This window comes from Allobosea sp. FW305-C-101 (assembly GCF_058783685.1).
Genome location: NZ_JBYSYT010000003.1, coordinates 481,876 through 505,261, shown reverse-complemented (window position 1 = coordinate 505,261; position 23,386 = coordinate 481,876). Strand labels below are relative to the sequence as shown.

The 23,386-nt window shown below is 67.1% G+C and carries 27 protein-coding genes; 14 read left to right on the top strand and 13 right to left on the bottom strand.

Annotated elements, in window-relative coordinates; all coding sequences use genetic code 11:
- Positions 1 to 9: 9 nt before the first annotated feature.
- On the bottom strand, positions 10 to 1,284 hold the full coding sequence (locus AC3WMA_RS17135) for an MFS transporter (protein WP_492286573.1): 1,275 nt from the start codon (positions 1,282 to 1,284) through the stop codon (positions 10 to 12).
- A gap of 116 nt (positions 1,285 to 1,400) precedes the next feature.
- On the opposite strand from AC3WMA_RS17135, the gene AC3WMA_RS17130 reads away from it, so the two are divergent.
- Positions 1,401 to 1,853, top strand: coding sequence for a winged helix-turn-helix transcriptional regulator (locus tag AC3WMA_RS17130; RefSeq protein ID WP_492286572.1), 453 nt, complete (start codon positions 1,401 to 1,403; stop codon positions 1,851 to 1,853).
- Between the two features lie 10 nt (positions 1,854 to 1,863).
- On the opposite strand, the gene AC3WMA_RS17125 is transcribed toward AC3WMA_RS17130, so the two are convergent.
- Entirely contained in the window at positions 1,864 to 2,949 is a 1,086-nt protein-coding gene (locus AC3WMA_RS17125) for a Kelch repeat-containing protein (protein WP_492286571.1), read from the bottom strand.
- A 153-nt stretch (positions 2,950 to 3,102) separates the two neighbouring features.
- Here AC3WMA_RS17125 and AC3WMA_RS17120 point away from each other — a divergent pair, with 153 nt between their 5' ends.
- From AC3WMA_RS17120 to AC3WMA_RS17110, 3 genes are all read left to right on the top strand, one after another.
- Entirely contained in the window at positions 3,103 to 3,864 is a 762-nt protein-coding gene (locus tag AC3WMA_RS17120) for an SDR family oxidoreductase (protein ID WP_492286570.1), read from the top strand.
- 106 nt (positions 3,865 to 3,970) lie between these two features.
- Positions 3,971 to 4,657, top strand: a complete 687-nt coding sequence (locus tag AC3WMA_RS17115) for a cation efflux transmembrane domain-containing protein (protein ID WP_492286569.1) — start codon at positions 3,971 to 3,973, stop codon at positions 4,655 to 4,657.
- A 31-nt stretch (positions 4,658 to 4,688) separates the two neighbouring features.
- Positions 4,689 to 6,674: an acetyl/propionyl/methylcrotonyl-CoA carboxylase subunit alpha gene (locus AC3WMA_RS17110; RefSeq protein ID WP_492286568.1), complete on the top strand. Its 1,986-nt coding sequence runs from the start codon at positions 4,689 to 4,691 to the stop codon at positions 6,672 to 6,674.
- A gap of 200 nt (positions 6,675 to 6,874) precedes the next feature.
- Here AC3WMA_RS17110 and AC3WMA_RS17105 read toward each other — a convergent pair whose 3' ends face one another.
- Both AC3WMA_RS17105 and AC3WMA_RS17100 read right to left on the bottom strand, forming a co-directional pair.
- Positions 6,875 to 7,720 carry an aminoglycoside phosphotransferase family protein gene (locus tag AC3WMA_RS17105; protein ID WP_492286567.1) on the bottom strand — a complete coding sequence of 282 codons (846 nt, stop codon included), beginning with the start codon at positions 7,718 to 7,720 and terminating at the stop codon, positions 6,875 to 6,877.
- Entirely contained in the window at positions 7,717 to 8,484 is a 768-nt protein-coding gene (locus tag AC3WMA_RS17100; RefSeq protein ID WP_492286566.1) for an SDR family oxidoreductase, read from the bottom strand. The genes AC3WMA_RS17105 and AC3WMA_RS17100 overlap by 4 nt, the downstream gene beginning before the upstream one ends.
- 34 nt (positions 8,485 to 8,518) lie before the next feature.
- Here AC3WMA_RS17100 and AC3WMA_RS17095 point away from each other — a divergent pair, with 34 nt between their 5' ends.
- Positions 8,519 to 8,875: a VOC family protein gene (locus AC3WMA_RS17095; RefSeq protein ID WP_492286565.1), complete on the top strand. Its 357-nt coding sequence runs from the start codon at positions 8,519 to 8,521 to the stop codon at positions 8,873 to 8,875.
- Between the two features lie 66 nt (positions 8,876 to 8,941).
- Positions 8,942 to 9,379, top strand: coding sequence for a DUF1489 family protein (locus AC3WMA_RS17090; protein WP_492286564.1), 438 nt, complete (start codon positions 8,942 to 8,944; stop codon positions 9,377 to 9,379).
- A 102-nt stretch (positions 9,380 to 9,481) separates the two neighbouring features.
- On the opposite strand, the gene panC is transcribed toward AC3WMA_RS17090, so the two are convergent.
- Positions 9,482 to 10,330 (bottom strand): pantoate--beta-alanine ligase, encoded by an 849-nt coding sequence (gene panC, locus AC3WMA_RS17085; protein ID WP_492286563.1) that lies wholly within the window; start codon positions 10,328 to 10,330, stop codon positions 9,482 to 9,484.
- A gap of 92 nt (positions 10,331 to 10,422) precedes the next feature.
- Between panC and AC3WMA_RS17080 the strand changes: the two genes are divergently transcribed.
- Together AC3WMA_RS17080 and AC3WMA_RS17075 are read left to right on the top strand one after the other, a co-directional pair.
- The gene (locus AC3WMA_RS17080) at positions 10,423 to 11,163 is read left to right on the top strand and encodes a VWA domain-containing protein (protein WP_492286562.1); all 741 of its coding nucleotides are present in this window, start codon (positions 10,423 to 10,425) and stop codon (positions 11,161 to 11,163) included.
- The gene (locus AC3WMA_RS17075) at positions 11,160 to 11,879 is read left to right on the top strand and encodes a DnaJ domain-containing protein (protein WP_492286561.1); all 720 of its coding nucleotides are present in this window, start codon (positions 11,160 to 11,162) and stop codon (positions 11,877 to 11,879) included. The genes AC3WMA_RS17080 and AC3WMA_RS17075 overlap by 4 nt, the downstream gene beginning before the upstream one ends.
- A gap of 58 nt (positions 11,880 to 11,937) precedes the next feature.
- Here the strand turns inward: AC3WMA_RS17075 and AC3WMA_RS17070 are convergent, their stop codons facing one another.
- Positions 11,938 to 13,587 carry an SPOR domain-containing protein gene (locus AC3WMA_RS17070; RefSeq protein ID WP_492286560.1) on the bottom strand — a complete coding sequence of 550 codons (1,650 nt, stop codon included), beginning with the start codon at positions 13,585 to 13,587 and terminating at the stop codon, positions 11,938 to 11,940.
- Between the two features lie 295 nt (positions 13,588 to 13,882).
- On the opposite strand from AC3WMA_RS17070, the gene AC3WMA_RS17065 reads away from it, so the two are divergent.
- From AC3WMA_RS17065 to AC3WMA_RS17055, 3 genes are all read left to right on the top strand, one after another.
- A complete protein-coding gene (locus tag AC3WMA_RS17065; RefSeq protein ID WP_492286559.1) occupies positions 13,883 to 14,230 on the top strand; it encodes a phasin family protein in 348 nt (115 codons plus the stop codon).
- Positions 14,231 to 14,441: 211 nt separating this feature from the next.
- Complete coding sequence (locus tag AC3WMA_RS17060) at positions 14,442 to 15,026, top strand: methyltransferase family protein (protein WP_492286558.1); 585 nt, start codon at positions 14,442 to 14,444, stop codon at positions 15,024 to 15,026.
- The gene (locus AC3WMA_RS17055; RefSeq protein WP_492286557.1) at positions 15,020 to 15,610 is read left to right on the top strand and encodes an SCO family protein; all 591 of its coding nucleotides are present in this window, start codon (positions 15,020 to 15,022) and stop codon (positions 15,608 to 15,610) included. Before AC3WMA_RS17060 ends, AC3WMA_RS17055 begins: the two co-directional genes overlap by 7 nt.
- A 32-nt stretch (positions 15,611 to 15,642) precedes the next feature.
- Here AC3WMA_RS17055 and AC3WMA_RS17050 read toward each other — a convergent pair whose 3' ends face one another.
- From AC3WMA_RS17050 to AC3WMA_RS17025, 6 genes are all read right to left on the bottom strand, one after another.
- On the bottom strand, positions 15,643 to 16,104 hold the full coding sequence (locus tag AC3WMA_RS17050; protein ID WP_492286556.1) for a GNAT family N-acetyltransferase: 462 nt from the start codon (positions 16,102 to 16,104) through the stop codon (positions 15,643 to 15,645).
- Positions 16,105 to 16,146: 42 nt separating this feature from the next.
- Positions 16,147 to 16,533 (bottom strand): ACT domain-containing protein, encoded by a 387-nt coding sequence (locus AC3WMA_RS17045; protein WP_492286555.1) that lies wholly within the window; start codon positions 16,531 to 16,533, stop codon positions 16,147 to 16,149.
- 68 nt (positions 16,534 to 16,601) lie between these two features.
- Positions 16,602 to 17,303, bottom strand: a complete 702-nt coding sequence (locus tag AC3WMA_RS17040) for a L,D-transpeptidase (RefSeq protein WP_492286554.1) — start codon at positions 17,301 to 17,303, stop codon at positions 16,602 to 16,604.
- 196 nt (positions 17,304 to 17,499) lie between these two features.
- Entirely contained in the window at positions 17,500 to 17,820 is a 321-nt protein-coding gene (locus AC3WMA_RS17035; protein ID WP_492286553.1) for a hypothetical protein, read from the bottom strand.
- Between the two features lie 86 nt (positions 17,821 to 17,906).
- Complete coding sequence (locus AC3WMA_RS17030; protein WP_492286552.1) at positions 17,907 to 18,611, bottom strand: L,D-transpeptidase; 705 nt, start codon at positions 18,609 to 18,611, stop codon at positions 17,907 to 17,909.
- A gap of 135 nt (positions 18,612 to 18,746) precedes the next feature.
- Positions 18,747 to 19,481 carry a hypothetical protein gene (locus tag AC3WMA_RS17025; RefSeq protein WP_492286551.1) on the bottom strand — a complete coding sequence of 245 codons (735 nt, stop codon included), beginning with the start codon at positions 19,479 to 19,481 and terminating at the stop codon, positions 18,747 to 18,749.
- Between the two features lie 176 nt (positions 19,482 to 19,657).
- Between AC3WMA_RS17025 and AC3WMA_RS17020 the strand changes: the two genes are divergently transcribed.
- Together AC3WMA_RS17020 and AC3WMA_RS17015 are read left to right on the top strand one after the other, a co-directional pair.
- The gene (locus AC3WMA_RS17020; RefSeq protein WP_492286550.1) at positions 19,658 to 20,053 is read left to right on the top strand and encodes a hypothetical protein; all 396 of its coding nucleotides are present in this window, start codon (positions 19,658 to 19,660) and stop codon (positions 20,051 to 20,053) included.
- Positions 20,054 to 20,167: 114 nt separating this feature from the next.
- Positions 20,168 to 21,697, top strand: a complete 1,530-nt coding sequence (locus tag AC3WMA_RS17015; protein WP_492286549.1) for a UxaA family hydrolase — start codon at positions 20,168 to 20,170, stop codon at positions 21,695 to 21,697.
- A gap of 18 nt (positions 21,698 to 21,715) precedes the next feature.
- Here the strand turns inward: AC3WMA_RS17015 and AC3WMA_RS17010 are convergent, their stop codons facing one another.
- Positions 21,716 to 22,690 (bottom strand): VOC family protein, encoded by a 975-nt coding sequence (locus AC3WMA_RS17010; protein ID WP_492286548.1) that lies wholly within the window; start codon positions 22,688 to 22,690, stop codon positions 21,716 to 21,718.
- A 211-nt stretch (positions 22,691 to 22,901) separates the two neighbouring features.
- Here AC3WMA_RS17010 and AC3WMA_RS17005 point away from each other — a divergent pair, with 211 nt between their 5' ends.
- Positions 22,902 to 23,294 (top strand): hypothetical protein, encoded by a 393-nt coding sequence (locus AC3WMA_RS17005; protein ID WP_492286547.1) that lies wholly within the window; start codon positions 22,902 to 22,904, stop codon positions 23,292 to 23,294.
- Positions 23,295 to 23,386: the final 92 nt, after the last annotated feature.

Below are 23,386 nucleotides of genomic sequence, written 5' to 3'. Positions count from 1 at the left end.
CGGCTCATTTCAGGGCCGGAGCGGCATCGTGGCTCCGGCCGGCATGGCCTTGCGCGTGGCGGCCCAGAACAGCAGCGTGGTCAGGCTGATCGCAGCGCCGAGTGCGCAGACGCCTGTCCAGCCGGCATGGGCGTAGACGACGGTCGACAGGGATGAACCCGCTGCGCTGCCGATCGAATAGAAGACCATATAGGCCGCTGTCAGGCGGTTCTGGGCTTCCGGCCTGACCCGGTAGATCATCGCCTGGTTGGTGACATGGACCGCCTGGAGCCCGAAATCGATGATCAGCACGCCAGCGACGAGCGAGAGGATCGAATGATCCAGCTGGGCGATCAGCAGCCAGGACAGCAGCATCAATCCGAGCGCGATGCCGGTCGTGCGCTGGCCGTGGCCCCGGTCGGTCCAGCGCCCGGCACGGGTGGCCCCCAGCGCGCCGGCCACGCCCGCCAGCCCGAACAGGCCGATCTGCGTATGGGAGAAGGAGAAGGGCGGTGCGCTCAGCGGCAGGACGAACGGCGTGAGCAGCGTCGTGATGTTCGCGAAGATCAGCATGGCGATGATGCCGCGGATAAGCAGCACCGGCTCCTCGACGATCAGCGTGACCAGCGAGGCGATCAGGCGGCCGTAGGAGAGGCCGGTGGCGCTGCGCTCCTGCCTTGGCAATGCCTTCCAGAGCAGGAGCACGATCACCAGCGTGAGCACGGCCGAGACGAAGTAGACGGTTCGCCAGCCGGAGAGATCGGTCAGGGCGCCGGCGACGGTTCGTGCCAGCAGGATGCCGATCACGATGCCGCTCGTGACGATGCCGACGACATGGCCCCGCTCGGAGGGCCGCGCGAGGCTCGCCGCGTAGGCGACGAGCGCTTGTGTCACGACTGCCAGAAGCCCGACCGCAGCCATCGCGCCGAGGAGCATCGCGGCCGATTGCGAGAAGCCGACGCTGGCGAGCGCCAGCACCGAAAGCACGGATTGCCCGACGATGAGCTTGCGGCGGTCGAGCAGGTCGCCCAACGGGACGAGGAGAAGCAGGCCGAGCCCGTAGCCCAGCTGGGTCGCGCCGACGATCAACCCCGCAACGGTGCGCGACAGGCCAAGATCATCGGCCATCACATCGAGCAGGGGATGGGCGAAATAAGCATTCGCCACCGCGAGCCCGCTGGCGACAGCGAAGAGCAGGATCGTCCGGTTGTTCAAGGTGGGCTGCGGGGCGGATGCATCCCCGCTCTGGGCGCGTGCGCGTTCGTTCGCGGGCACCGAAGGCGCCGCGTCCTGGACCAATTTCATTGCAGACTCCGGGGGGGGTGGTTTTATAATGAAACCGACACGAGCTGTAATGGTATTGGTTTTATCATGCAACCGAAAATGGCGATGCGAATGAGAAGCCGGCGGAGTCCGCGCTGATGGTCGCCCGTACGAGCCTCAAGGGCGATTACTGCCCGAGCGCGCGCTCCCTCGATGTGATCGGCGACTGGTGGTCGCTGTTGATCGTCCGCGACGCTTTCGACGGGATGACCCGCTTCGGCGAGTTCCAGAAGAGCCTCGGCATCGCCAAGAACATCCTGACGGACAGGCTCAAGGCTCTGGTTGAGAATGGCATTCTGGAGTCCGTGCCTGTCGGCGACGGCGCCGCGCGCATGCAATATCGCCTGACGGCGGTGGGGAAGGACCTCTTCCCCGTGATGGTCGCGCTGCGGCAATTCGGAGAGCGCCATCTCTTTGCACCGGAGGAGGAGCGCTCGCGTCTGGTCGAGCGCGAGACCGGTCTGTCGGTGCGCCTCGATATTCGCACCGAGGATGGGCGCGCGATCGGGCCGGATCAGGCCGTCATCCTGAAGGTGCCTGAGAAAGACTGAGCGAGCGAACTCAACCCAGCGAAAACACCTCGTGCACGGCGCTTTGCACGCCGCCGCCCATGACCGGGCCGCCGCCGGCGACATGGACCGCGTCGCCGACCAGCGCGGCACCCAGCCCATGGCGGGGCGTCAGCATCGGCGCATATTGCTCCCAGCCGTCGCTTTTGGGGTCATAGGCTTCCATCTGGCCGAAGACGCGGTTGGTGCCTTCGCCGCCCATGACGAAGACCTTGCCGCGATAGAGCACGGCGCCATGGCCGGAGCGGCCCGTCGGCATCGGCGTGCGCATCGTCCATTTATCCGCCGCCGGATCGTAGGAATGGTGCAGGTTCGAGTTGGTGTGGAAGGAGTCGACGCGCCCGCCGATGACATGGATCAGGTTGCCGATCGCCAGCGTGCCGGTGTGGTCGCGGGCGGTCGGCATCGGCGTGCGCTCGCTCCAGCGGTCGGCCTTGGGATCGTACGCCAGATGCCAGTCGATCGAGCGCTTGGTCTCGGTCGTCTCGCCGATCGCGCCGCCGATGACGTGCAGGACGCCGCCGAGGCCGACCACGGCGGTGGAGCCGGCGGCACGGGGCAGGGGCGCGATCTCGGCCCAGCGATCGACCTTTGGATCATAGGTGAAGCAGCGCGGATGCGGCTTGCGGTTCTGCTCGAGGAAGCCGCCGATGGCGAAAAGCTTGCCGTCGAGGAAGGCGACGCCGACATGGTTGGCGCCCTGAGGCAGGGGCGCGCCGTCGTTCCACTTGTCGGCCTTGCCGTCATAGACATGGTGATAGGCCCGGTCCGTGCGCTGCTCGCCATAGCCGCCGACGACATGCATCCTGTCCTCGAAGGCTGTCGCCCAGGCCATTTCCGAGCGCGGCAGCGGCAAGGGAGCCTTGGTGCTCCAGCGGCCCGGCGTCGCGGCTTTCGGGGCCGGCGAATCGAAGACGTTCTGCGTTGCGGCGAGCTCGGGCTTCCCGATCCGGCCCGGCTGGTTCAAGCGCTCGTATTGCGGGCCGTGGTGCTCGTGGCCCTGCTGCTGGGCCAATGCCGGGCTGGCCAACGCGGCGGCTCCGGCCGCAAGCAGATGGCGGCGGTTCAGGCTGGTCATCGCGTCGTCCTCCCGACTACAACGATACGTCACGGATGGCGGGCGGCAAGCGCATGGAATACCGGCCGCCTCATGGTTCCCCCGGGCGGTTTCGCCCGTTATGGTCGGGCGCCATCTCAAACGATTTAGGCCCAGGGAAATACGAGGAAACGCATGGCGGGACATAACAAGGTCGCGATCATCACCGGCGCCGGTTCGGGCGTGGGGCGCTCGGTCGCCATCGCCTTCCTGAAGGACGGCTATCGCACCGTGCTGGCCGGCCGCCGGGCCGATGCGCTGGAAGAGACGATCCAGCTCTCCGGCGTCGACAAGGGCCGGGCGCTCGCGGTGCCGACCGATGTCACCGACAAGGCCTCGGTCGAGAACCTGTTCGCCAGGACGAAGGAAGCCTTCGGTCGGGTTGACGTGCTCTTCAACAATGCCGGTGTCAACGCGCCGGGCGGCGTGCTGCTGGAGGACCTCTCGCTGGAGGATTGGCAGAAGGTCGTCGACACCAATCTGACCGGACCGTTCCTCTGCACCCAGGCCGCCTTCAAGGCGATGAAGGACCAGCAGCCGCAGGGCGGGCGCATCATCAATAACGGCTCGATCTCGGCCCATGCGCCGCGGCCGAATTCGGTTGCCTATACCGCGACGAAGCATGCGATCTCTGGCCTGACCAAGACGGCCGCGCTCGACGGGCGCAAATACGACATCGCCGTCGGCCAGGTCGATATCGGCAATGCGTTGACCGAGATGGCGCGCAAGATGACCACCGGCGTGCCGCAGGCGGATGGCTCGATCAAGGTCGAGGCCGTGATGGATGTCGAGCATGTCGCGACGACCGTGCTGCATATGGCCGGCCTGCCGCCTGAGGCGAACGTGCTGTTCGTCACGGTGATGGCGACCAAGGCGCCGCTCGTCGGGCGGGGCTGATCGGACAGGTCCGTCATGCCCGGGCTTGACCCGGGCATCTCGTCCAGATGGATGATGAGATTCTCGGGTCTCCGCTTCGCTGTGCCCGAGAATGGCAGGGGGCCGTATGGCGGCGATCGAGAATGCTCCTGATGGCGCGGTGGGCGTCACAACAGAGCCCGCCGTCGCCCGCGCCTATACGCTCACTATCTGGGGCATCGCGCTCGGCATCCTGGTCCAGGCGGTGGCGACCGTCGTCTGGGCGCTTGCCATCGGCAATGCCCAGCTCTTCAAGGACGGCGTCGACTGGGTCTACGATGTCGCGCTCTACGGCATCGCCGCGGTCGTGTTCGGCCGCGATGCGCGGATCGAGCGGCTGGCTGCCGTCGCGATCGGCGCCGTCATGGCGGTCGCTGGATTGCATACGCTCTACGATCTCTGGGACAAGATCGTCCGGCCGCGGCCGATCGAGGTCTGGACGCTCGGCTTCGCGGCGGCGAGCGCCATCGTCATCGCCTTCCTCGTCGTCGGTGCGCTCTGGCGCTTCCGGCGCGAGCAGAACCCGGTCATCAAGGCGACCTGGCTGTCGAGCCGCAACGACACGATCTCGACGACGGGTTTCGCGCTGGTCGGGCTCGCCGCCCGCGTCGCGCCGGTGCGCTGGCCGGAATATCTGTTCGACCTCGTCGTCGCCGGCATCTGCTTCCAGGCGACCTGGGCGATCTGGCGCTCGCTGCGGCGGAGCGTGACATCGGAAGCGTCCCAAACCGGTTTGCGCAACAAGGCGCAGACAGACGCCACCGGCGGGCTATAAAGACGGCACGTCTCCTGAGGATGCCGCCGCCATGACGATCGCCGCCAAGCTGCCCTCCATCCTGATCGCCAATCGCGGCGAGATCGCCTGCCGCGTGATCCGCACCGCCCGGCGGCTGGGCCTGCGCACCATCGCCGTCTATTCGGATGCCGATGCCGAGGCGCTGTTCGTGCAGATGGCGGACGAGGCCTATCATATCGGCCCGGCCCCGGCCCGCGAGAGCTATCTCGACGCAGCCAAGATCCTCGCTGTCGCCAAGGAGGCGGGCGCCGCCTGCATTCATCCGGGCTATGGCTTCCTCTCCGAGAACGCCGAATTCGCCGATGCCTGCGCCGCGGCCGGCATCGTCTTTGTCGGTCCGCCGGCTTCGGCTATCCGGGCGATGGGCCTGAAGGACGCCGCCAAGGCGCTGGTCGAGAAGGCCAGCGTGCCGGTGGTGCCGGGCTATCACGGCGCCGAGCAGGATGTCGGGTTCCTGGCGAAGGAGGCCGAGCGCATCGGCTACCCCGTGCTGATCAAGGCGGTCGCCGGTGGCGGCGGCAAGGGGATGAAGAAGGTCGACAAGCCTGAGGACTTCGCGGACGCGCTGACCAGCGCCCAGCGCGAGGGCAAAAACGCGTTCGGCGATGCGCGCGTGCTGGTCGAGAAATACGTGCTCTCGCCGCGCCATGTCGAAATCCAGGTCTTTGGCGACAGCCACGGCAATGTCGTGCATCTCTACGAGCGCGACTGCTCCTTGCAGCGCCGCCACCAGAAGGTGATCGAGGAGGCGCCGGCGCCGGGCATGAGCGCGGAGGTCCGCGCCGCGATGGGCAAGGCGGCGACCGAGGCCGCAAAGGCTGTCGGCTATGTCGGGGCCGGTACGGTCGAATTCATCGCCGATGGACGCGACGGCCTGCGGGCGGACCGCTTCTATTTCATGGAGATGAACACACGGCTGCAGGTCGAGCACCCCGTGACCGAGGCGATCACCGGGCTCGATCTCGTCGAGTTGCAGTTGAAGGTCGCGGCTGGCGAGCCGCTCGGCTTCGCGCAGGCTGAGGTGACGGCTACTGGCCATGCGGTCGAGGCGCGCCTTTATGCCGAGGACCCCGAAAAGGGCTTCCTGCCTTCGACCGGCAAGCTCTGGGCGCTGCAATTCCCCGAAGGCGAAGGCATCCGCATCGATACCGGCGTCGAGGCCGGCGATACGGTGACGCCGTTCTACGATCCGATGATCGCCAAGGTGATCGCCCACGGTCCTACGAGGGATGTGGCGCTCGACCGGTTGGGCGCGGCGCTGGGCGAGACGGTGGTCGCCGGCCCGCGCACCAATCTCGCCTTCCTGAAGAAATTGACCGAGGCGGAGGGCTTCCGGAAGGGGCCGTTCGACACCGGCTTCATCGACCGCAATATCAGCGCGCTCGGCGCCGAGCCGCAGCCGCTCGATGCGGCGGCCGTCGCGGCCGCGGCCTTGCAGCTCGAGGAGGAGCGGCAGGCGGCGGGCATGATTGCGGCAGCCGGCCGGGTCGAGGGCGAGGCGCGCTCGCCCTGGCTTGACCCGGACGCCTTCTCGCTGATGCCGCGCCAGCCGTTGGGGCTGCCGCTGACGGTCGATGGCGAGCGTATCGACGCCCGGATCGAATGGCATGGCGACGATGCGCGCGTCAGCCTGCCGGGCCACGAGATCGGCGAGGGCGAGCACGAGATCGCGCTGGCCGAAGGCGAGGGCGGCATCTGGTTCGCGCTGCATCGTGGCCGGCAGACGGCGGTCTCGCTGTTCGATCCGTTCAGCGTCGATCTCGATGCGGCGGCGGGCTCGGGCGGCGTGGTCAAGGCGCCGATGCATGGCAAGCTCGTTGCGCTCTTCGTCGCGCCGGGGGAGGCGGTGACCAAGGGCCAGCGCCTCGCCATCGTCGAGGCGATGAAGATGGAGCATGTCCTGACCGCCCCGCGCGACGGCATCGTCAGCGAGGTCGCGGGCGAGCCGGGGGCGCAGGTGGCCGAGGGCGCGAAGGTGGTCGTGCTGGGAGAATAGGCGAGTCGGCGGAATCGCTTGCGGGCGATTGCTCAGATTTTGATTCTGGCGCGCCGCCACCCACTCTTGTCATTCCGGACAGGCGGCGAAGCCGCGCCGATCCGGGATCCATTCCGGAACGCGAGCCGGCAAGGCTCCGGCATGGATCCCGGGTCTACGCTTCGCTCTCCCCGGGATGACAGGTTGGGAAAGCGGGCGCACTACGCGTCAAGCGCCGCGGCCGCTCTTTCCAAGATCGTCAGGTTGATCTCCGCCAGCGGGTCTTCGTCCTCCAGAAACCAGCTCGCCGACAATCCGCACCACGCGATGATCCAGCGTAGCAGTCGTTCCCGCTCCAGCCCCGATTTCGCCAGCACGATCTCCAGCCGCCGCTCGAAGCCGCCGGGCGCGACGGCGACCGGCGGCTCGGGATCGGCGAGATCGGGGTCGCAGAACAGGATCGTGTATTCGAAGGCGCGGTCGCCGATCACCGATTTCGGATCGATGGCGAGCCAGCCGCGCTCTTCGAAATCGAGGACGTTGTCGTGATGCAGGTCGGCATGGAGCGGCATGATCTCCTGCTGCGCCGGCAGGAGTACGCCGGCCTCTTCTGCGGCTCGGGCGAGCAGACCGCCATGCTTCGCTGCTGCCGGAAAGAGGTCCTTGAACCAGATATCGAGCGGGATCAGCCCGGCGGGAGCTGGGCCGCGCAGCTTCTGCAGGGCTGCGATGGCATCGCAGAGGATGATGGTGGCTTCGTCGTCGCCCTCGGCGCCGCTGCGCGCCATGGCGGCCAGCGAGCGCTTGCCGGTGGCGCGTTCGATCAGCATCGCCTCGCCATTCTCGCTGCGGGCAAGCAGGCGGGCGGCACCGTCGCCGTTCCAGTATTCCAGCGGCAGGTAGCCGCGCCGCTCGTCCTCGACCTCGGGCAGCTTCAGCATGGCCGGTGCGCCGCCTTGCAGGACCGGCAGCAGATGGCTCGCATGGGTCCTGATCGGCTCGCCATCCGCGACGAGGCCCCAGCGGGCGAGCCAGGGTTCGAAGACCGTCCCGGAAATCCGGCTCATCCGCGGCCGATGACGGGGAACTGCTCGGCCTCATAGATCTGGCCGGAGACCGGGGCGCTGTCCTCCGAGAGCCAGAAGGCGGTGTGGGCGGCGATCTCCTCCGGCTGCATGATCCGGCCGGTGGGGGCGTCGCGCAGCGGCAGATGGTTCTGCCAGCCCGGCTTGCGACCCTCGCGCTGCTGCGTCGCGTCCTCGTTGGCGGTCCAGGTCCAGCCGACATTGAGCTGGTTGGCGCGGATGCGCTCGGGGCCGAGCGTATTGGCGAGGTTGCGCGTCATCGTCATCAGCGCGCCCTTGGACATCGAATAGACGGTGAGGTTCGAGAGCCCGCAATAGGCGTTGATCGAGCCCACGGTGACGATGGCGCCGGGCGATTTCTGCGCCCGGAAGGCGCGGATCGCCGCCTCGGCGCAGAGCAGCGGGGCGCGGGTATTGATCGCGAACATATGGTCGAAGAAGGCGGCGGTGGTCTCCGTCAGGATGCCGCGCGGGTAGATGCCGGCATTGTTGACGAGCCCGTCGATGCGACCGAAGGCGGCGACAGTGGCATCGACGATGACTTGGGCGGTCGCGGGATCGGCGAGATCGCCGGTCGCGCCTGATGTCGCAGCGCCGAGTTTCGCGACGGCTGCGTCGACTTCGGCTGCATCGCGGCCATGGATCAGCACTTTCGCCCCCTCGGCCACGAGGCGCTCGGCCATCGCAAAGCCGATTCCGGTCGAGGACCCGGTGACGAGAATGACCTTGCCTGCAAGTCCGCGCATGATGGAACGTCCGTAGCCTGTCGGGGAAATGAGTATGACGGTGAAGCGTATCGTGGCGAACATGCTAACCGCCGAGTCGGGGCTGGCCAAACCTTTCTACGGCGACATTTTCGATATGCACCCCGTCATGGATCACGGCTGGATACAGACCTGCGCGGCGGATGGAGATTCGGCCGGCCCGCAGCTCAGCTTTGCCAGCGAGGGCGGCTCGGGCGCCCCCGTTCCCGATCTCTCGATCGAGGTTGACGATCTCGACGCCGTGTTGCGCAAGGTCGAGGCCGCCGGACTTCCGATCGAATACGGCCCGGTCCACGAGCCCTGGGGCGTCAGGCGCTTCTTCCTGCGCGATCCATTCGGCCGGCTGGTCAACGTGCTGGCGCACCGCGGCTGACAGCCGGCCTGTGGAGAAGCGCGGCGGAGACTGGCTTGGCGGCTTGCACAGGCCTATTTTGCGGCCATGCCCCTTCACCTGCTCAAGCTCTGCGTCGGCGCCGAATCGATCAGCGATCTCGAGGACTGGATCGCCGAGCGCCAGGCACAACGTCGCGCCCGCGGCGAGCCGGCCGAGCAATTGCACACCACCCGCATGGTGCCGAAGAAGATCGAGGAAATCCTCGACGGCGGCTCGCTTTACTGGGTGATCAAGGGCCAGATCTCGGCGCGTCAGCGCCTCACCGATATCCGCCCCTTCACCGATGGCGAGGGCATCGGCCGCTGCCATCTGGTGATGGAGCCGGTCGTGGTGCCGGTCGAGCCGCGGCCGTTCCGGCCCTTCCAGGGCTGGCGCTACCTGCAGGTCAAGGACGCCCCGCGCGACCTCGCCGAGCATGGCGGCGAGATCGGCGAGATGCCGGAGGAGCTGCGGCGCGAGCTGGCGGGGTTGGGGCTGCTGTAGGAGACGTCATGCTCGGGCTTGACCCGAGCATCTCGGAAACCAGTACCTTCTCGTCCTGAGATTCTCGGGTCTGCGCTACGCTTCGCCCGAGAATGACGCGGTTCACACCGGAATATTGTCGAGCAACCGCGTGCTGCCGATGCGCGCGGCGAGAATCAGGCGGATCGGGCCGTCCGCCAGCGAGGCGACCGGCGCCAGCGTCTCGGCATGGCGCGCTTCCAGATAGTCGAGTTCGAAACCGGCGGTGATGATTGCAGTCTGCGCGTCTGCGACCGCCTTGAACAGGTCATCGCGATTGCGGATACGTGCGGCGAGGTCCTGCATCACGCGCTGGAGCAGGGGCGCGAGCGCCCGATGCTCGTCCGAGAGGTAGCGGTTGCGCGAGGACATGGCGAGGCCGTCCGCCTCGCGGATTGTCCCCAGCGGGATGATCCGGATGCCGAGATCGAGATCGGCGGCCATGCGGGTCACGACCTTGAGCTGCTGGTAGTCCTTCTCGCCGAAGATCGCGTAATCGGCGCGCGACTGCGTGAAGAGCTTGCAGCAGATCGTCGCGACGCCCTCGAAATGCGTGGGGCGGAAGCGGTCCTCCAGTCCGACGGCGGCCGGGCCAAGCAGCAGCACGCGGGTGGCGAAGCCGGCCGGGTACATCTCCTCGACCGAGGGGAAGAACACGGCGTCGGCGCCGGCTGCGACGAGCTTGGCGCAATCGTCGTCGAAGGTGCGCGGGTATTTCTTGAAATCCTCATGCGGCGCGAACTGCGTCGGGTTGACGAAGATCGTGACGATAACGCGCTTCGCATGGCGCTGGCCTTCGCTGACGAGAGCGATATGGCCCTCGTGCAGCGCGCCCATGGTGGGGACCAGCGCAACCTTCTCGCCGGCGGCATACCAGCCGGCGACGGCTTCGCGCATCGCGGCGACCGTCTCGAAAACCGTAATCCCAGCCACTTGCGCGCCCTCCGTTCGCCGCACGGGTAGCAAATGCCGCCGCCATGGCCAATATCAGGGCGAAGGATGATTCAGGCGGAACGAAGGGGTCGATGAGCGAGAGGAAGGACCGGGCCGTCGGCAAGGCGGGGACGACCGCACCGGCAACGCATTCGCAGCCGGGCGAGATCGACCGTTTTCTCGGTGCGGCGAAGCAGCTCGCGCCCTTGGCGAGCGGGCAGGCGGGGCGGCTCGTCTTCGCGCTCGACGCCACGATGAGCCGCCAGCCGACCTGGGACCTCGCCTGTTCGCTGCAGGCCCGGATGTTCGATGTCACCTCGCAAAGCGGGGGGCTCGCCGTACAGCTCGTTTATTTCCGGGGAATCGGCGAGTGCCGCGCCTCGGGCTGGGTCGGCGAGCCGGCGCGTCTGACCGGTCTGATGCGCCGCATCGCCTGCGAGGGCGGCCAGACCCAGATCGCGCGTGTGCTGCGTCATGTGCGCGATGAGGCGAAATCCGTTCCAGTCAGGGCTTTCGTCTATGTCGGCGATGCGATGGAGGAGGATGTCGACGCGCTCGCGGCGCTTGCCGGCGAGCTCGGCCTGCGCGGCATCCGCGGCTTCGTCTTCCAGGAGGGGCATGACCCGGCGGCGAGCGGCGCCTTCGCGACGATCGCGCGGCTGACCGGCGGCGCCCATGCCCGGTTCGACGTGAATGCGCCGGCTTCCCTGCTCGATCTCCTGCGCGGGGCGGCCGCCTATGCGGCCGGCGGGCGCGAGGCGATGCTGCGGCTGGCGGGTTCGACGCCCGCGGTGAAGGGGCTGATCGCCGCGATGGATGGAGGCCGCCGGTGAGCCTGCTTTACGGCGTTGCCGTCCTGATCATTGTCTGGTGGCTGGCAAAGCTCTTCGCCGGGGCCAATCCCAAGGTGCTGGCGCGATTGGCGAAGACAGGTGGCGGCGTTGCCGCGCTCGGCGTTGCCGGGTTGCTGATGGTGCGCGGCCGGATGGATATGGCGATCTTCCTCGGCGGCGTCGGCGCCTGGCTGCTCGGCTGGAGCGCGACCGGACCGGGCGGCATTCGTTTTCCCTGGGCCGATCGCTCTGGCCCGACGCCGGGTGCGACCTCGAAGGTCAAATCGGCCCTGCTGGAGATGGAACTCGACCACGATAGCGGGGGCATGACCGGCAGCGTCACCGCCGGCCCCTATGCGGGGCGGGCGCTCGACAGCCTGGATATGGCTGAGCTTGCCGCGCTGATGCGCGATTGCCTCGCGCGCGATCCGGACGGAGCCCGGCTGCTAGAGGCATATCTCGACCGCCGGACGCCCGGCTGGCGTGAAGACGCTCAGCGTGATGGCGACGCGGGGCAGCGCGGCGCGCCGGGCGCGGGCGCGATGACGCAGCAGGAGGCCTACGATATCCTGGGGCTTCAGCCGGGGGCGGGCGAGGAGGCGGTCCGCGAAGCCCATCGGGCCCTGATGAAGCGCATCCACCCGGATGCCGGGGGCACCAGCGGCCTTGCCGCTCGCGTCAACCAGGCCAAGGACGTCCTTCTGAAGCAGCGCTAGCGAAGGGGTCGGGGAGTGGGTCTGCGACATGTCGTGAACTCCTTTCCCGGATCCTCGGTCAGCTGCGGGTGGCGAAGCAGGAGAAGCCGCCGCGCTTCAGCTGGTTGCAGGCGTTCTGCGCGTCCTTCGAGTCGTCGAAGCCGGCGAAGCGGGCGCGGAAGAGGGTGGAGCCGCCCTTGGCGACCTTCTCGGTGAAGCCCGAGGCGCTGGCGAGCGAGCCGGAGGCCTTGGCCTTGGCGCGGGCCAGGATTTCCTTGGCTTTGCCTTCGTCATCGGTGGCGCCGAGCTGGATCACCCATTTGCCGGAGGCGACGATCGCGGCCTGATGCGACATCGCGGGAGCGGGCTCCGGCGCCTGGACCTTGGCCGGGGCGGCCTCGACCTTGCGAGCGATAGGGGCGGCGGGAACGTCGATCTTGGCCTCGGCAACCTTCACCGGCTCGGCGACGGGCTCGGGCGCCCTGGCGATCGAGGAGGTGACGTCGACATTCGCCGGCGGGCGCAGGACCTTGGCATCGGCCGGCTGGGCGCCGATCGACCAGCGCATGGCCGAGGGCGTCGTGGTGGCGGCGACCGGGCGCATGCCGGAGACCTGCAGCGGCTGGCTGCCGGCGACAGAGATCGGGCGCGGCGGCGCGATCGGCGTGGTGGTCGGCATCGGGGCGTAGGCGCGGGCGGCGGCCGGGAGAGCGGGCTGCTCCTCGACCTGCGGCTGCTGGCGCGGACGCGGCACCGGGATCGGCGCGGGCTCGGCAACTGCCGCCTGCTGGATCGAGCGCGGCCGCTCTTCCGGCTCCGGAGCCTCGGCGACCATCACCGAGGAGCGGCCGCTGGTCGAGGCGCGCGGCAGGCTCGCCAGCACGAGATCGGTCATGATCTTGTCGCGCGACGCGCCGGAACGGCCGCCGAGCACGATCGAGACGACATGGCGGCCTTCCGACTTGGCCGAGGTCATCAGATTGAAGCCGGAGGCGCGGGTGTAGCCGGTCTTGATGCCGTCGACGCCCTCGACCTTGCCGAGCAGGCGGTTATGCCCGCGGATCGTGCGGCTGCCGTACTGGAAGGCGCGCATCGAGAACAGCGGGTAGTATTTCGGGAAGCGTTCCTGGATGGCGCGGGCGAGAATGGTGAGGTCGCGCGCCGTCGTCAGGTTCGGCGGGGAATGCGGCAGGCCGTGCGGATTGTAGAAGCGGGTCGAGCCCATCCCGAGAGAGCGCGCCTTGCGCGTCATCTGTTCGGCGAAGGCCTCCTCGGAACCGGCGATGTTCTCGGCAACGACGACCGAGGAATCATTGGCCGAGAGCGTGATCATGCTCTTGATCACGTCTTCGACCGCGATGGTCGAGCCGGCGCGCAGGCCGAGCTTGGTCGGCGGCTGCGAGGCCGCGTAGGACGAGACCTTGAGCTCGGAATCCATGGTGAAGCGGCCGCGCTCCATCTGCTCGAACAGCATGTAGAGCGTCATGACCTTGGTCAGCGAGGCCGGGATGCGCGCAGCATCCTCGTTGACCGCATGCAAGGTGCGGCCGGTCTTCGCGTCGACCACCATCGCGGCATAGGGAGGGGTGTAGCCGCCACCGCCGGCATGACGGCGCTTGCGCGCCTCGGCGGGGGAGGAAGCGATCGTGGCCGCTACGGCAACGACACCGATCAGACCGGCGACAGCCCGCAGACGCGGCCGCCGCAACCCAACGCAACCAGACAACATGAACCCGCCTCGAACACACAACCATGGGCCGATCCCGCGCCTGGCTCATCGTGGCGCAGGGGACACAGTTGGAGAGGTTAGGCGGTTGCGGTTACGGAGCCGTTAAAACTTGAACGGTTGCCAATGGAACGATCTGCGTTTGGTGCATTGCAGCGTTCTCTTGACATTCATGTTGCAATGCACAATATGCGGGCAGTCCCCGGTGGTGATCACGGTCACACGACCTTGGGGCGACGTATCGGGCCGATCCGGCCCATCACCTAAGGCGGCACCGCAGAGTGCCAGGAGACGACCCATGATCCAGCAGTTCGAGACCATCCAGAAGGCTTCCAAGGACAACGTCGACGCCGCTCTGAAGGCTTTCGGCACCACCTCGAAGAGCGTCCAGGCGATCGCCGTCGAGACCACCGACTATGCCAAGAAGTCCTTCGAGGCCGGCACCGCCACGCTCGAGAAGCTCGCTGGCGTGAAGACTTTCGACAAGGCCCTGGAGATCCAGGCCGACTTCATCAAGACCTCGTTCGAGGGCGCCGTTGCCCAGCTCACCAAGATGGGCGAGCTCTACACCGCTCTCGCCAAGGACGCCTACAAGCCGTTCGAAGGCATCGTTGCCAAGGCTGTCCCGACCGCCCCGAAGGCGTGATGCGGCCGGCGGCCGACAGGCCGCCGAAGCCCTGTGAGTTCAGTTGCGTTTGCGAACCCCGGCCGCGAGGCCGGGGTTTTTCGTTGGGTGGCCCCGCGAGCCTGCGGCATCGGGCGGCATTGAGCTCTGCTTCCGATTAGGGCTTGAAGCTCTAGTGACTTCAGCTTGTAGACGAGAGGTCCCGCCGCCGCCGTGAGCCGGAGACCGTGTTTTGTCCGAGACAGAGATTGCCGCCTATCTGGTCACGCTCGGCTATGTCGGAGCCTTCCTGTTTCTGTCGCTGAAGCAGGCGCGGGACAGCGGCGAGCCTGTCTGGATCTTCACGCGCGGCAGCCGATCGCAGCGCTTGCCGGCGCTTCTGTTCAAGCTCGGCTTTGCCGGAAGCGTGCTCTGGCCGCCTGTTCGCGCCTGGCTGGGTGGCGAGGCACCGTTCGGCATGCTTTCCGGCGTGCCCGGCCTGATGCTCATGGTCGCCGGAGCGGGATTGGCGCTCTGGGCCCAGCTCCATATGGGGCGGTCGTGGCGTATCGGCTCTGCCGAGGGCGAGAGCGGGGCGATCGTCGATAGCGGTCCTTTCGCATTCTCGCGGAACCCCGCCTTCGTCGGCCAGGCGCTGCTTTTCGCCGGCCTGTTCCTTGTTCGGCCGGGTCTGGTCGAGCTGGCGCTCGCATTCGCCGTCCTGTTCGCCATCGCCTTGCAGGTCCGGATCGAGGAGGGCGTGCTGCGCCGCGATCTCGGCGCGCCCTATCTCGCCTATCAACGCCGGGTGAATCGCTGGGTCGGCCGGCCATGCTGAAGCTCGTGCGCTATGGAGCCTGGGCGCTCGTCTTGATCGTCGGTTTCGTCTCGACCTCGATCCTGATGGGCTGGTGGATGTCGGATCGATCACGGACTGAACAGCAGGCCGCGATCGGCGGCCCATTCTCTCTGGTCGACCATACCGGCAAGGCGGTGACCGATGCCGATTTCCGTGGCAGCCCGCTCGCCGTCTTCTTCGGTTTCACCCATTGCCCTGAGGTCTGCCCGACCACGCTGCTGCGGCTGGGCGGCCTGACCCGGCAGCTGGGTGCGGATGCGGCACGGCTGAAGATCCTGCTGATCACGGTCGACCCGGAGCGTGATACGCCGGCGCAGCTCGCGCTCTATCTGCAATCCTTCGATCCGGGCGTGACCGGTCTCACCGGCTCGCAGGAGCAGGTCGATGCGGTGCTCGGAGCGTTCAAGGCCTATGCGAAGAAGGTTCCCGCCGATGGTGGCTACACCATGGACCATACCGCCAATGTCTATCTGATGACCGGCGAGGGCGCGTTCCGCACGATGATCGACTATCACGAAGCCGATTCATCGGCGCTGGCCAAGCTGCGGATGGTGCTGCGCTAAGGGGCGGTGGCGCAGGATAACGCGGGTCGCCGCTATTCCGCGCGGACGGGAAGTCGCCTCGCCTGAAACCCGGTCTTGGATTGCTCGAAGCCGGCAGCCTCGTAGAACGCAAGCGTGGACGACTTCTTCGAGCCCGTCATCAGCATCGCCTTGTAGCAACCGGCTTCCCAGGCACGGTCGATCGCGGCCTTCAGGATCGCCTTTCCGAGCCCTCGGTTGCGATGGCGAGTGTCCGTGACGACGTTCTCGATCAGCGCATAGGGCGTCCCGCCGCGTGTCAGGTTCGGGATGACGATCACGGTACAGCTCGCGACGAGGTCGTTGCCGAGGAAGCCGAGCAGGACGGCGCTGCCCTCGAAGCTCCGCAGCTTTTCCAGAATGTCCGCTGCCTTGCCGTCAGGACAGCGCTCATCCTCCGGGATGAGGTGGCGATAGAGATCCTGAAGCGCGGGCAGGTCGGCCTGCTCGGCTGCGCGAATGACGAGATCCGTCATGACCAAAGGGATCGCCTATTACTTTCGCAGGAGCAGCGGCTTCTAGGATTCGAAGACATGGCCTGCCCGTTCGAGCAGGCGCCTCGATTTTTCCCAATCGGCCTCAGCGACGAGGATATGCTCGCCGTCGAAGGTGCAGACCACGAAAACGCCGATGCCCTGGCTGGACAGAGGCTCGATCAGCGCCTGCACGATTCCGGTCGCATTGAAGGGGATCGGGCCGAGGCTGCGGAAGCAGCGCCAGTTCCTCTCGACTTCGACGGTCTCAGGTATGCGCTCCTGCAGGCAGACGAGCGTCAGTTCGTCCTCCGCGCGCATCAGCGCGGAAAAGCCGGGGCCGTCGAACCAGTTCGGAATGGGAGAAGTCGGGCCGAGCCGTGCAACGCCATAGATGCCGGCAACGCTACGCAGCCTCAAAGCAACCGACATGCGCCATCCTTCTATGAAGAAGGGCGGCGCTCAGGCGCCGCCCCGTCGATCCGGCTGATGCCCAGAGCTCAGGCCGGCAGGACGACGACCTTCGTCTTGACCGGCGTCTGGTCATAGAGATCGATCATGTCCTGGCTGAGCAGGCCGACGCAGCCGCTGGTGATGCCGGAGCCGATCGATTCCGCGTCGCTCGACGCATAGATCGTGTAGAGCGTATAGCGGCCATTCTGGTAGAGGTGCAGCGTGCGGGCGCCGAGCGGGTTCTCGAGCCCTCCGGGCATCCCGCGGGCATATTTCGCCGCTTCGGGCTGGCGCTTGATCATTTCCGGCGGAGGCGTCCAGGTCGCCCATTCCGACTTGCGCCCGACATAGGCATCGCCGTTCCAGCGGAAGCCGTCACGGCCGACATTGGCGCCGTAGCGGGTCGCATTGCCGCCTTCCTCGATGCGGTAGACGTAGTAGTTGGCGGGATCGACGATGATCGTGCCCGGCGCTTCCTTGGTCTCGTAGCGGACGGTGCGGCGCCAGTATTTCGGATCGACCTTGGCGATCTCGGCGGCGGGAATCGCGAATTTCTTGTCGGGCACCGGCCCGTAGACCAGTTGTGCCTCGGCGAGGCTCATGCCGTCGGTTGCCGCGCAGCCGCCGAGTCCCAGCGCGCCGAGCCCGGCGGCCGAGCCGACCAGGAACGAGCGGCGATCGACAAGCCCCGACCGGCGCCCGAGCGAAGCCATTTCGCCGGCACCGGCATTCCTACCGTCAATGATCATGATCCAGGATTTCCCATGTCCTGCTGCCCGGCGAGGCCTCGCTCCGGCATGCACGCGTTGAACTCGATAGCCGGGCGGAGATTGCCGCCAGAGGGCCGGGCTGGCAAGCGCCAGCCTTCGTCGTGGGACCTGCTCCGTGCCAAAGGCCTGATGGCGCAGGCGAAAAAAGAGCGACGGTTACCCATCGCTCTTGCGATCACCACCAGCCCGGAGGCGGCGGAGGCGGATAATAGCGCGGCGGCGGCGGACCCCAGCCCGGGCCGGGGCCGTAACCATAGCCGCGCGGCGGACCATAGCCCCGCGGCGGGCCGTAGCCACCACCGCGGCCATAGCGCTGCTGGCGCATGGTCTCTTCCATGATCATGTGCCGACGCTCGGCCGCGGCCGACCAGGAATACTCGGCCGGCGCCTTGTCGAGGCGCTCGGCCAAGGCCTTCGGCAGGGCCTCCGAGGCCATGGCCGGTGCGGCGAGCGCGCTCCCGATTGCAATCGTGGCAAAAATCAACAGCTTGCGCATGGCAAACTCCTTTCGATGGCGATCAAACCACGCGGCACCTCAACGAAACCTGAACCGGTCTGTTGGCTGCCGTTCATCTGGCGAGATCACACGGGCAGAACGGTCACCGGCGTGCCGGGCGCGACGCGCGCGTACAGATGGGCGATGTCCTGATTGATCATCCGGATGCAGCCCGACGAGACATTGGTGCCGACCGTGTAGGGCTCGAATGTGCCGTGAATGCGATAGCCGAGATCGCGACCTTCGCCGAAGAGGTAGAGCGTGCGGGCGCCGAGCGGGCTTTTCGAGCCGCCGCGCACGCCGAGCCCGCGTGGCGTCTGCTCAAGCTGGGCCTTGATCGCGGGGTCACGCGCGATCATCTCCGGGGGCGGGACCCAGTCGGCCCAGTCGCGCTTCATGTTGATCTGGGCCGGGCCGGACCAGCCGAAGCCCTCGCGACCGACGCCGACGCCGTAGCGCGTCGCGACGCGCGGGGACTCGACGAAATAGAGATGGTAGCCGGCGGGGTCGACCACGATCGAGCCGGGCTTCTCGTCGCGCGGGAACGCGACCGTCTGCCGGAGGTAACGGGAATCGATGCGCTGATAGTCGATCGCCATGATCGGGAAGCGCTCGCCGGGGTATTCGGTATAGACCTCGGCATAGTTGGGCCGGGCGAGCGTGCGGGTCGTCAGACCCTTCGGGGCCGAGCCGATCTCGGGCAGGGCGACGATGCTTCGCGAGCCGCATCCGGCCAGGCCCGCTGCCGCGATGGACAGGGCGGGAAAGGTAAACGAGCGGCGGGTCAGCATCGGGTATCTCTCGGGAAGGTCTGAGGAGATACATCGGCTTGGATGGTTACTGTCGGGTGAACTCGCGTTTCGGGCGTTCTTAATGAACTGGAAATGCAGGTTGCGCCGGGCGCCAATGCTATGTCGCCGCGCGGTTCAACCGGCTGCTCGGGCCGTGCTCCATTCACCGAGGGCAGCGTCGTCCTCCAGCACGGCATCGTTCAGCGTCCAGCGCGGAATCGTCCGCATTCCGTCGAGCCCGGCGAAAAGCTCGGCAAAGCCGCCATCCAGAGCGATCTCGTGTAGCGCCGCGTCGAGCTCCCGCCCGAACCCCTGAAACCCTTCGGCCTCCACCTCGCTCAGATGGATCTGGTTCCATGTCGTGCCCAGCGACGGAGCTTCGAACAGAACAGCGGCCGTCTCCATTGTCCTGAATGTCCCGAGCTTTCCCATCGCGACGAGTTTCGAGGCGGCTGGGCCGATATAGCGCCGCATGATCTCGCGATAGTCGCGGAGATGGGCGGGGGTGACGTCGAGATACTCGATCGACGGCTTGCGATGCGGCCGGTGAGACGATCCGGCCCAACCACGGGGAAAGATGAAGGAAGCGGGCGTCGCAAGAAGGAGTTCCGCGCGGAGCAGATGCAGGCCGGACGGCTGCGGGACGTGGACGAGTTCCGCGACGACCTCGCCCGGAACGATATCCCGAAAGTAGATGAACTCGGCATGGCTCCAGACGGGGGCGTCGGACTGGCTTTTGAAGATCGCGTGATGGCGGTAGAGCGCGCGGCCAAGGCAGGTCTCGCCAAAGTGCCTCCACTCATGCGCCGCCTGCTCCAGCGTCTCTCCGGCTGCTGCCGACCGGGCGTCCAGGGTGCGCGCCAGCACCACGAGGCGTTCATCCGGCTCGATGGCAATGATCTCAGGTTGATTGGAGGTGCCCGTCGACGGCTGTGGCATCGCTTTATGCTTCCCTGATCGTCGCCGATGTCGCGGCTCGCGATGCCCCGGCTGCTGGCGGATGATCCCGTCGATTCCTGAATATCCGCAAGGGGCCGGAAGCAGAGATGACCCTCCGTCATTTGAATGAGGGGGCTCGCGTCATCTTGGGTTATCAATGCGTGAACATGGCGGCTCGGATAAGCGCGAAAACGCGCGACGCCATGACAGGGGAAGGGGCCATGGAAGCATTCAATGTCGCCTTCGCGCGCGACCGCCAGTCCGACATGGTGATCGTGCCGGTCGAGGCATCGTTCTCCGATCTGTGCCGGAGCGCTCAGCAGAAGATCATCGACCATATCGGGCAGTCGGCTGAGAATGCCGGATTGAAGGGTGTGATCGTCACCGTCTGGGACAAGGGCGGCAAGCTCGGTTTCCGGGCGCCGCTCGCCCTGCATGCCTATCTGCGCTCGCTGACGATGGGCGATGTTCGCGCCGGCCTGAGCGCGCGCCTGGACTACTAGCTCAGCCGGCGCATGGCCGTTTACTCGTTTGAACCGATTGAAAACAGCGCCGGATCGGCGCATCTCTAGGAGCGCGCGCCGCCGTCGCGGTGCCCGGAGATTTCGGTTCCCGCCATGCTCGACAAGTCCGCGCCGCCCCGTACGTTGAAGCTCAACGCCGCCGACAATGTCGTGGTCGCCGTCGATCCCGTCGATCTCGGTGTGACCGCGGCCGGCGTCGAGGCGCTGAAGCGCATCCCGCGCGGGCACAAGATGGCGATCGTGCCGATCGCCAAGGATCAGCCGATCCGCAAGTTCGGCCAGATCATCGGTTTCGCGACCGCCGATATCGTGCCGGGCGACTGGGTGCACGAGCACAATACCGGCTTCCACGCCTTCGACCGCGACTATGCCTTCGCTGCGGAGGCCAAGCCCGAATTCGTGCTCCCGGTCGAACAGCAGGCGACGTTCGAGGGCTTCCGTCGCGCCAATGGCAAGGCCGGCACGCGCAACTATGTGGGGATCCTGACCTCGGTGAACTGCTCGGCCTCGGCCGCGCGCTTCATGGCCGAGGAGGTGAAGCGCTCCGGGCTGCTCGCCGATTACCCCAATGTCGACGGCGTGATCGCGCTGACCCACGGCACCGGCTGCGGCATCGACTACAATGGCGAGAGCTTCGAGGTGCTGAAGCGCACCACCTGGGGCTATGCCTGCAATCCGAACATGGCGGCGGTGCTGGTCGTCGGGCTCGGCTGCGAGGGCTTCCAGATCAGCCGCATGAAGGAAGCCTATGGGATCAGCGAGAGCGACGTCTTCCGCACGCTGACGATCCAGGAGACCGGCGGCACCAAGAAGGCGGTCGCCGCCGGCATTGATGCGCTGAAGGTGATGCTGCCGATCGCCAACCGTGCCGTGCGCGAGACGGTGCCGGCTTCCGAATTGATGCTGGCCCTGCAATGCGGTGGCTCGGACGGTTACTCCGGCATCACCGCCAATCCGGCGCTGGGTGCCGCCGTCGACATCCTCGTCGAGCATGGCGGCACGGCGATCCTCTCCGAGACGCCCGAGATCTACGGCGCCGAGCATCTGCTGACGCGTCGCGCCGCGACGCGCGAGGTCGGCGAGAAGCTCGTCGGCATCATCAAGTGGTGGGAGGATTACACCGAGCGCGCCCGGATGAGCATGAACAACAACCCCTCGCCGGGGAACAAGGCGGGCGGGCTCACCACCATCCTGGAGAAGTCGCTCGGCGCGGCGGCCAAGGGCGGCACCAAGACGCTCTCGGCGGTCTATCATTATGCCGAGCCGGTGAAGGAGAAGGGCTTCGTCTACATGGACACGCCCGGCTACGATCCGGTCGCGGCGACCGGGCAGGTGGCCGGCGGCTCGAACATCCTCGCCTTCACCACCGGGCGCGGCTCGGCCTATGGCTGCAAGCCGACGCCCTCGGTGAAGCTCGCGACCAACACGCCGATCTACGAGAAGATGATCGACGACATGGATATCAATTGCGGCGACGTGCTCGACGGCGTTTCGCTGGAGCAGAAGGGCCGCGAGATCTTCGACAAGCTGCTGAAGGTCGCCTCGGGCGAGCGCTCGAAGTCCGAAGAGCTCGGCTATGGCGATGCCGAATACGTGCCCTGGCAGATCGGCGCGACGATGTGAGGGCCGGGCAGGGCGATCTCAGCCCTGCAGCAACCTGACGCGCGTGCCCCAGGGGTCGAGGCTTTCGAAGCCGCCCGCGATCGGCGCCGCCGTGAGCTTCGCGCCGGCGAGGCGCTCAGCCTGCGCGGCCATCAATTCCGGCTTCTGCGCCATCAGCGAGAACCAGGCGAGCCCGGTGCGGGCCTCGTCGCGACGCCCCGCGCCGGCGCTGTTCCAGGTGTTGAGCGCGAGATGGTGATGGTAGCCGCCTGAGGACAGGAAGCTCGCCGTGTCGCGCCGGCTGGTCGGCGCCAAGCCCAGCAGGTCCTTGTAGAACCTGTCGCCGGCATCGACATCGCCGACGCGCAGATGGACATGCCCGATGCGCAGCCCGTCCGGCGCCTTGGCATAGTCGCTGATGCCGGTATTCGTCAGCGACAGGATGCCGTCGACATCGAGGCGGTGCGTGCCCATCACCACGCGCCCATTATCCCAGCGCCAGTTCTCGGCCGGGCGATCGGCATAGACCTCGATGCCGTTGCCTTCAGGGTCGTTGAGATAGACGGCTTCGCTGACGCTGTGGTCGGCGAAGCCGGTCAGCGGGGTCTGGTTGCGCGCGACATGGACCAGCCAGCGTGCGAGGTCCCGCCGGCTCGGCATCAGGAAGGCGATGTGGAAGAGGCCCGCGGCAGTAGGCGGCTCAAGGGCAGCGCCCGGTTTCGGCTCCAGCGTCAGCAGGGCGCCCTCAGTGGTGCCGAGCGTGACGGAGGCGGCGCCGCGCGCCAGCACTGAAAGGCCGATGACGTCGCGATAATAGCCGGTCATCCGCTCGATATCGCGGACCTTCAGAGCAGCGGCGCCGATCCGGATCGGCGTCTTGCTGGCGAAACCCGGCCCGGCAGACGGCGCGGCGACGGGGCCGCCTTCGGCGCGAGCGGCGAGGCTGGCGGCGCTCGCGAGCGAAGCCGCTCCGGCAAGCTGAAGCAGGAAGCGGCGGGTCTGGGTGCTGTTCATCGGTCGAGGCATGAGGCTGGCGTGGCTGCTGCTGTCGTCATGAACGGGAGAGGGCGCCGGCGCATCTCACAAGCGCGTGGGCAGGTGCGCCGGGGGCGCTGGAATTTTCGTCGTGCCGATTGAACCGGACCATTGCGAGCCGCGACCAAGGATGGCTCCGGCGCTGGCTGCCAGCGATCCCGGAGCGCTTCTTCCACCGGTCCGGATCTCCATGAAGACCTTCTTCCTCGTCACCATCCCGCGCGTCCTGCTCGGGGTGATCTTCCTGATCAGCGCCGCCGACGGCTTCTGGTGGCTCGCCACGGGCGCGAACCTGATCCACCCGCCGACCAGCCCGCGCGGCGTCGTCTTCGAGACCGCCTTGCAGGATTCAGGCTTCATCTGGCCCTTCATCAAGGCGATCAACCTGACCGGCGCGTTGAGCCTGATCTCGAATGTCGTGCCGGCCTTTGGGCTTGCGCTGATCGCGCCCGTGATGGCGGTGATCGTGCTGTTCCACGCCACGATCAACCCGCAGGGCCTGCCGGTGGCTGTCATCCTGGTGGTGCTAGGTTCGATGCTGGTCTGGGCCTATCGCGACCGCTACGCGGAGCTGTTCCGGTAGGATTACCCGTCATTCTCGGGCGCAGCGAAGCTGCGACCCGGGAATCTCAGGCCGATGGAGGCTTCAGGAGCCTTCTCCTTCACGAGATGCCC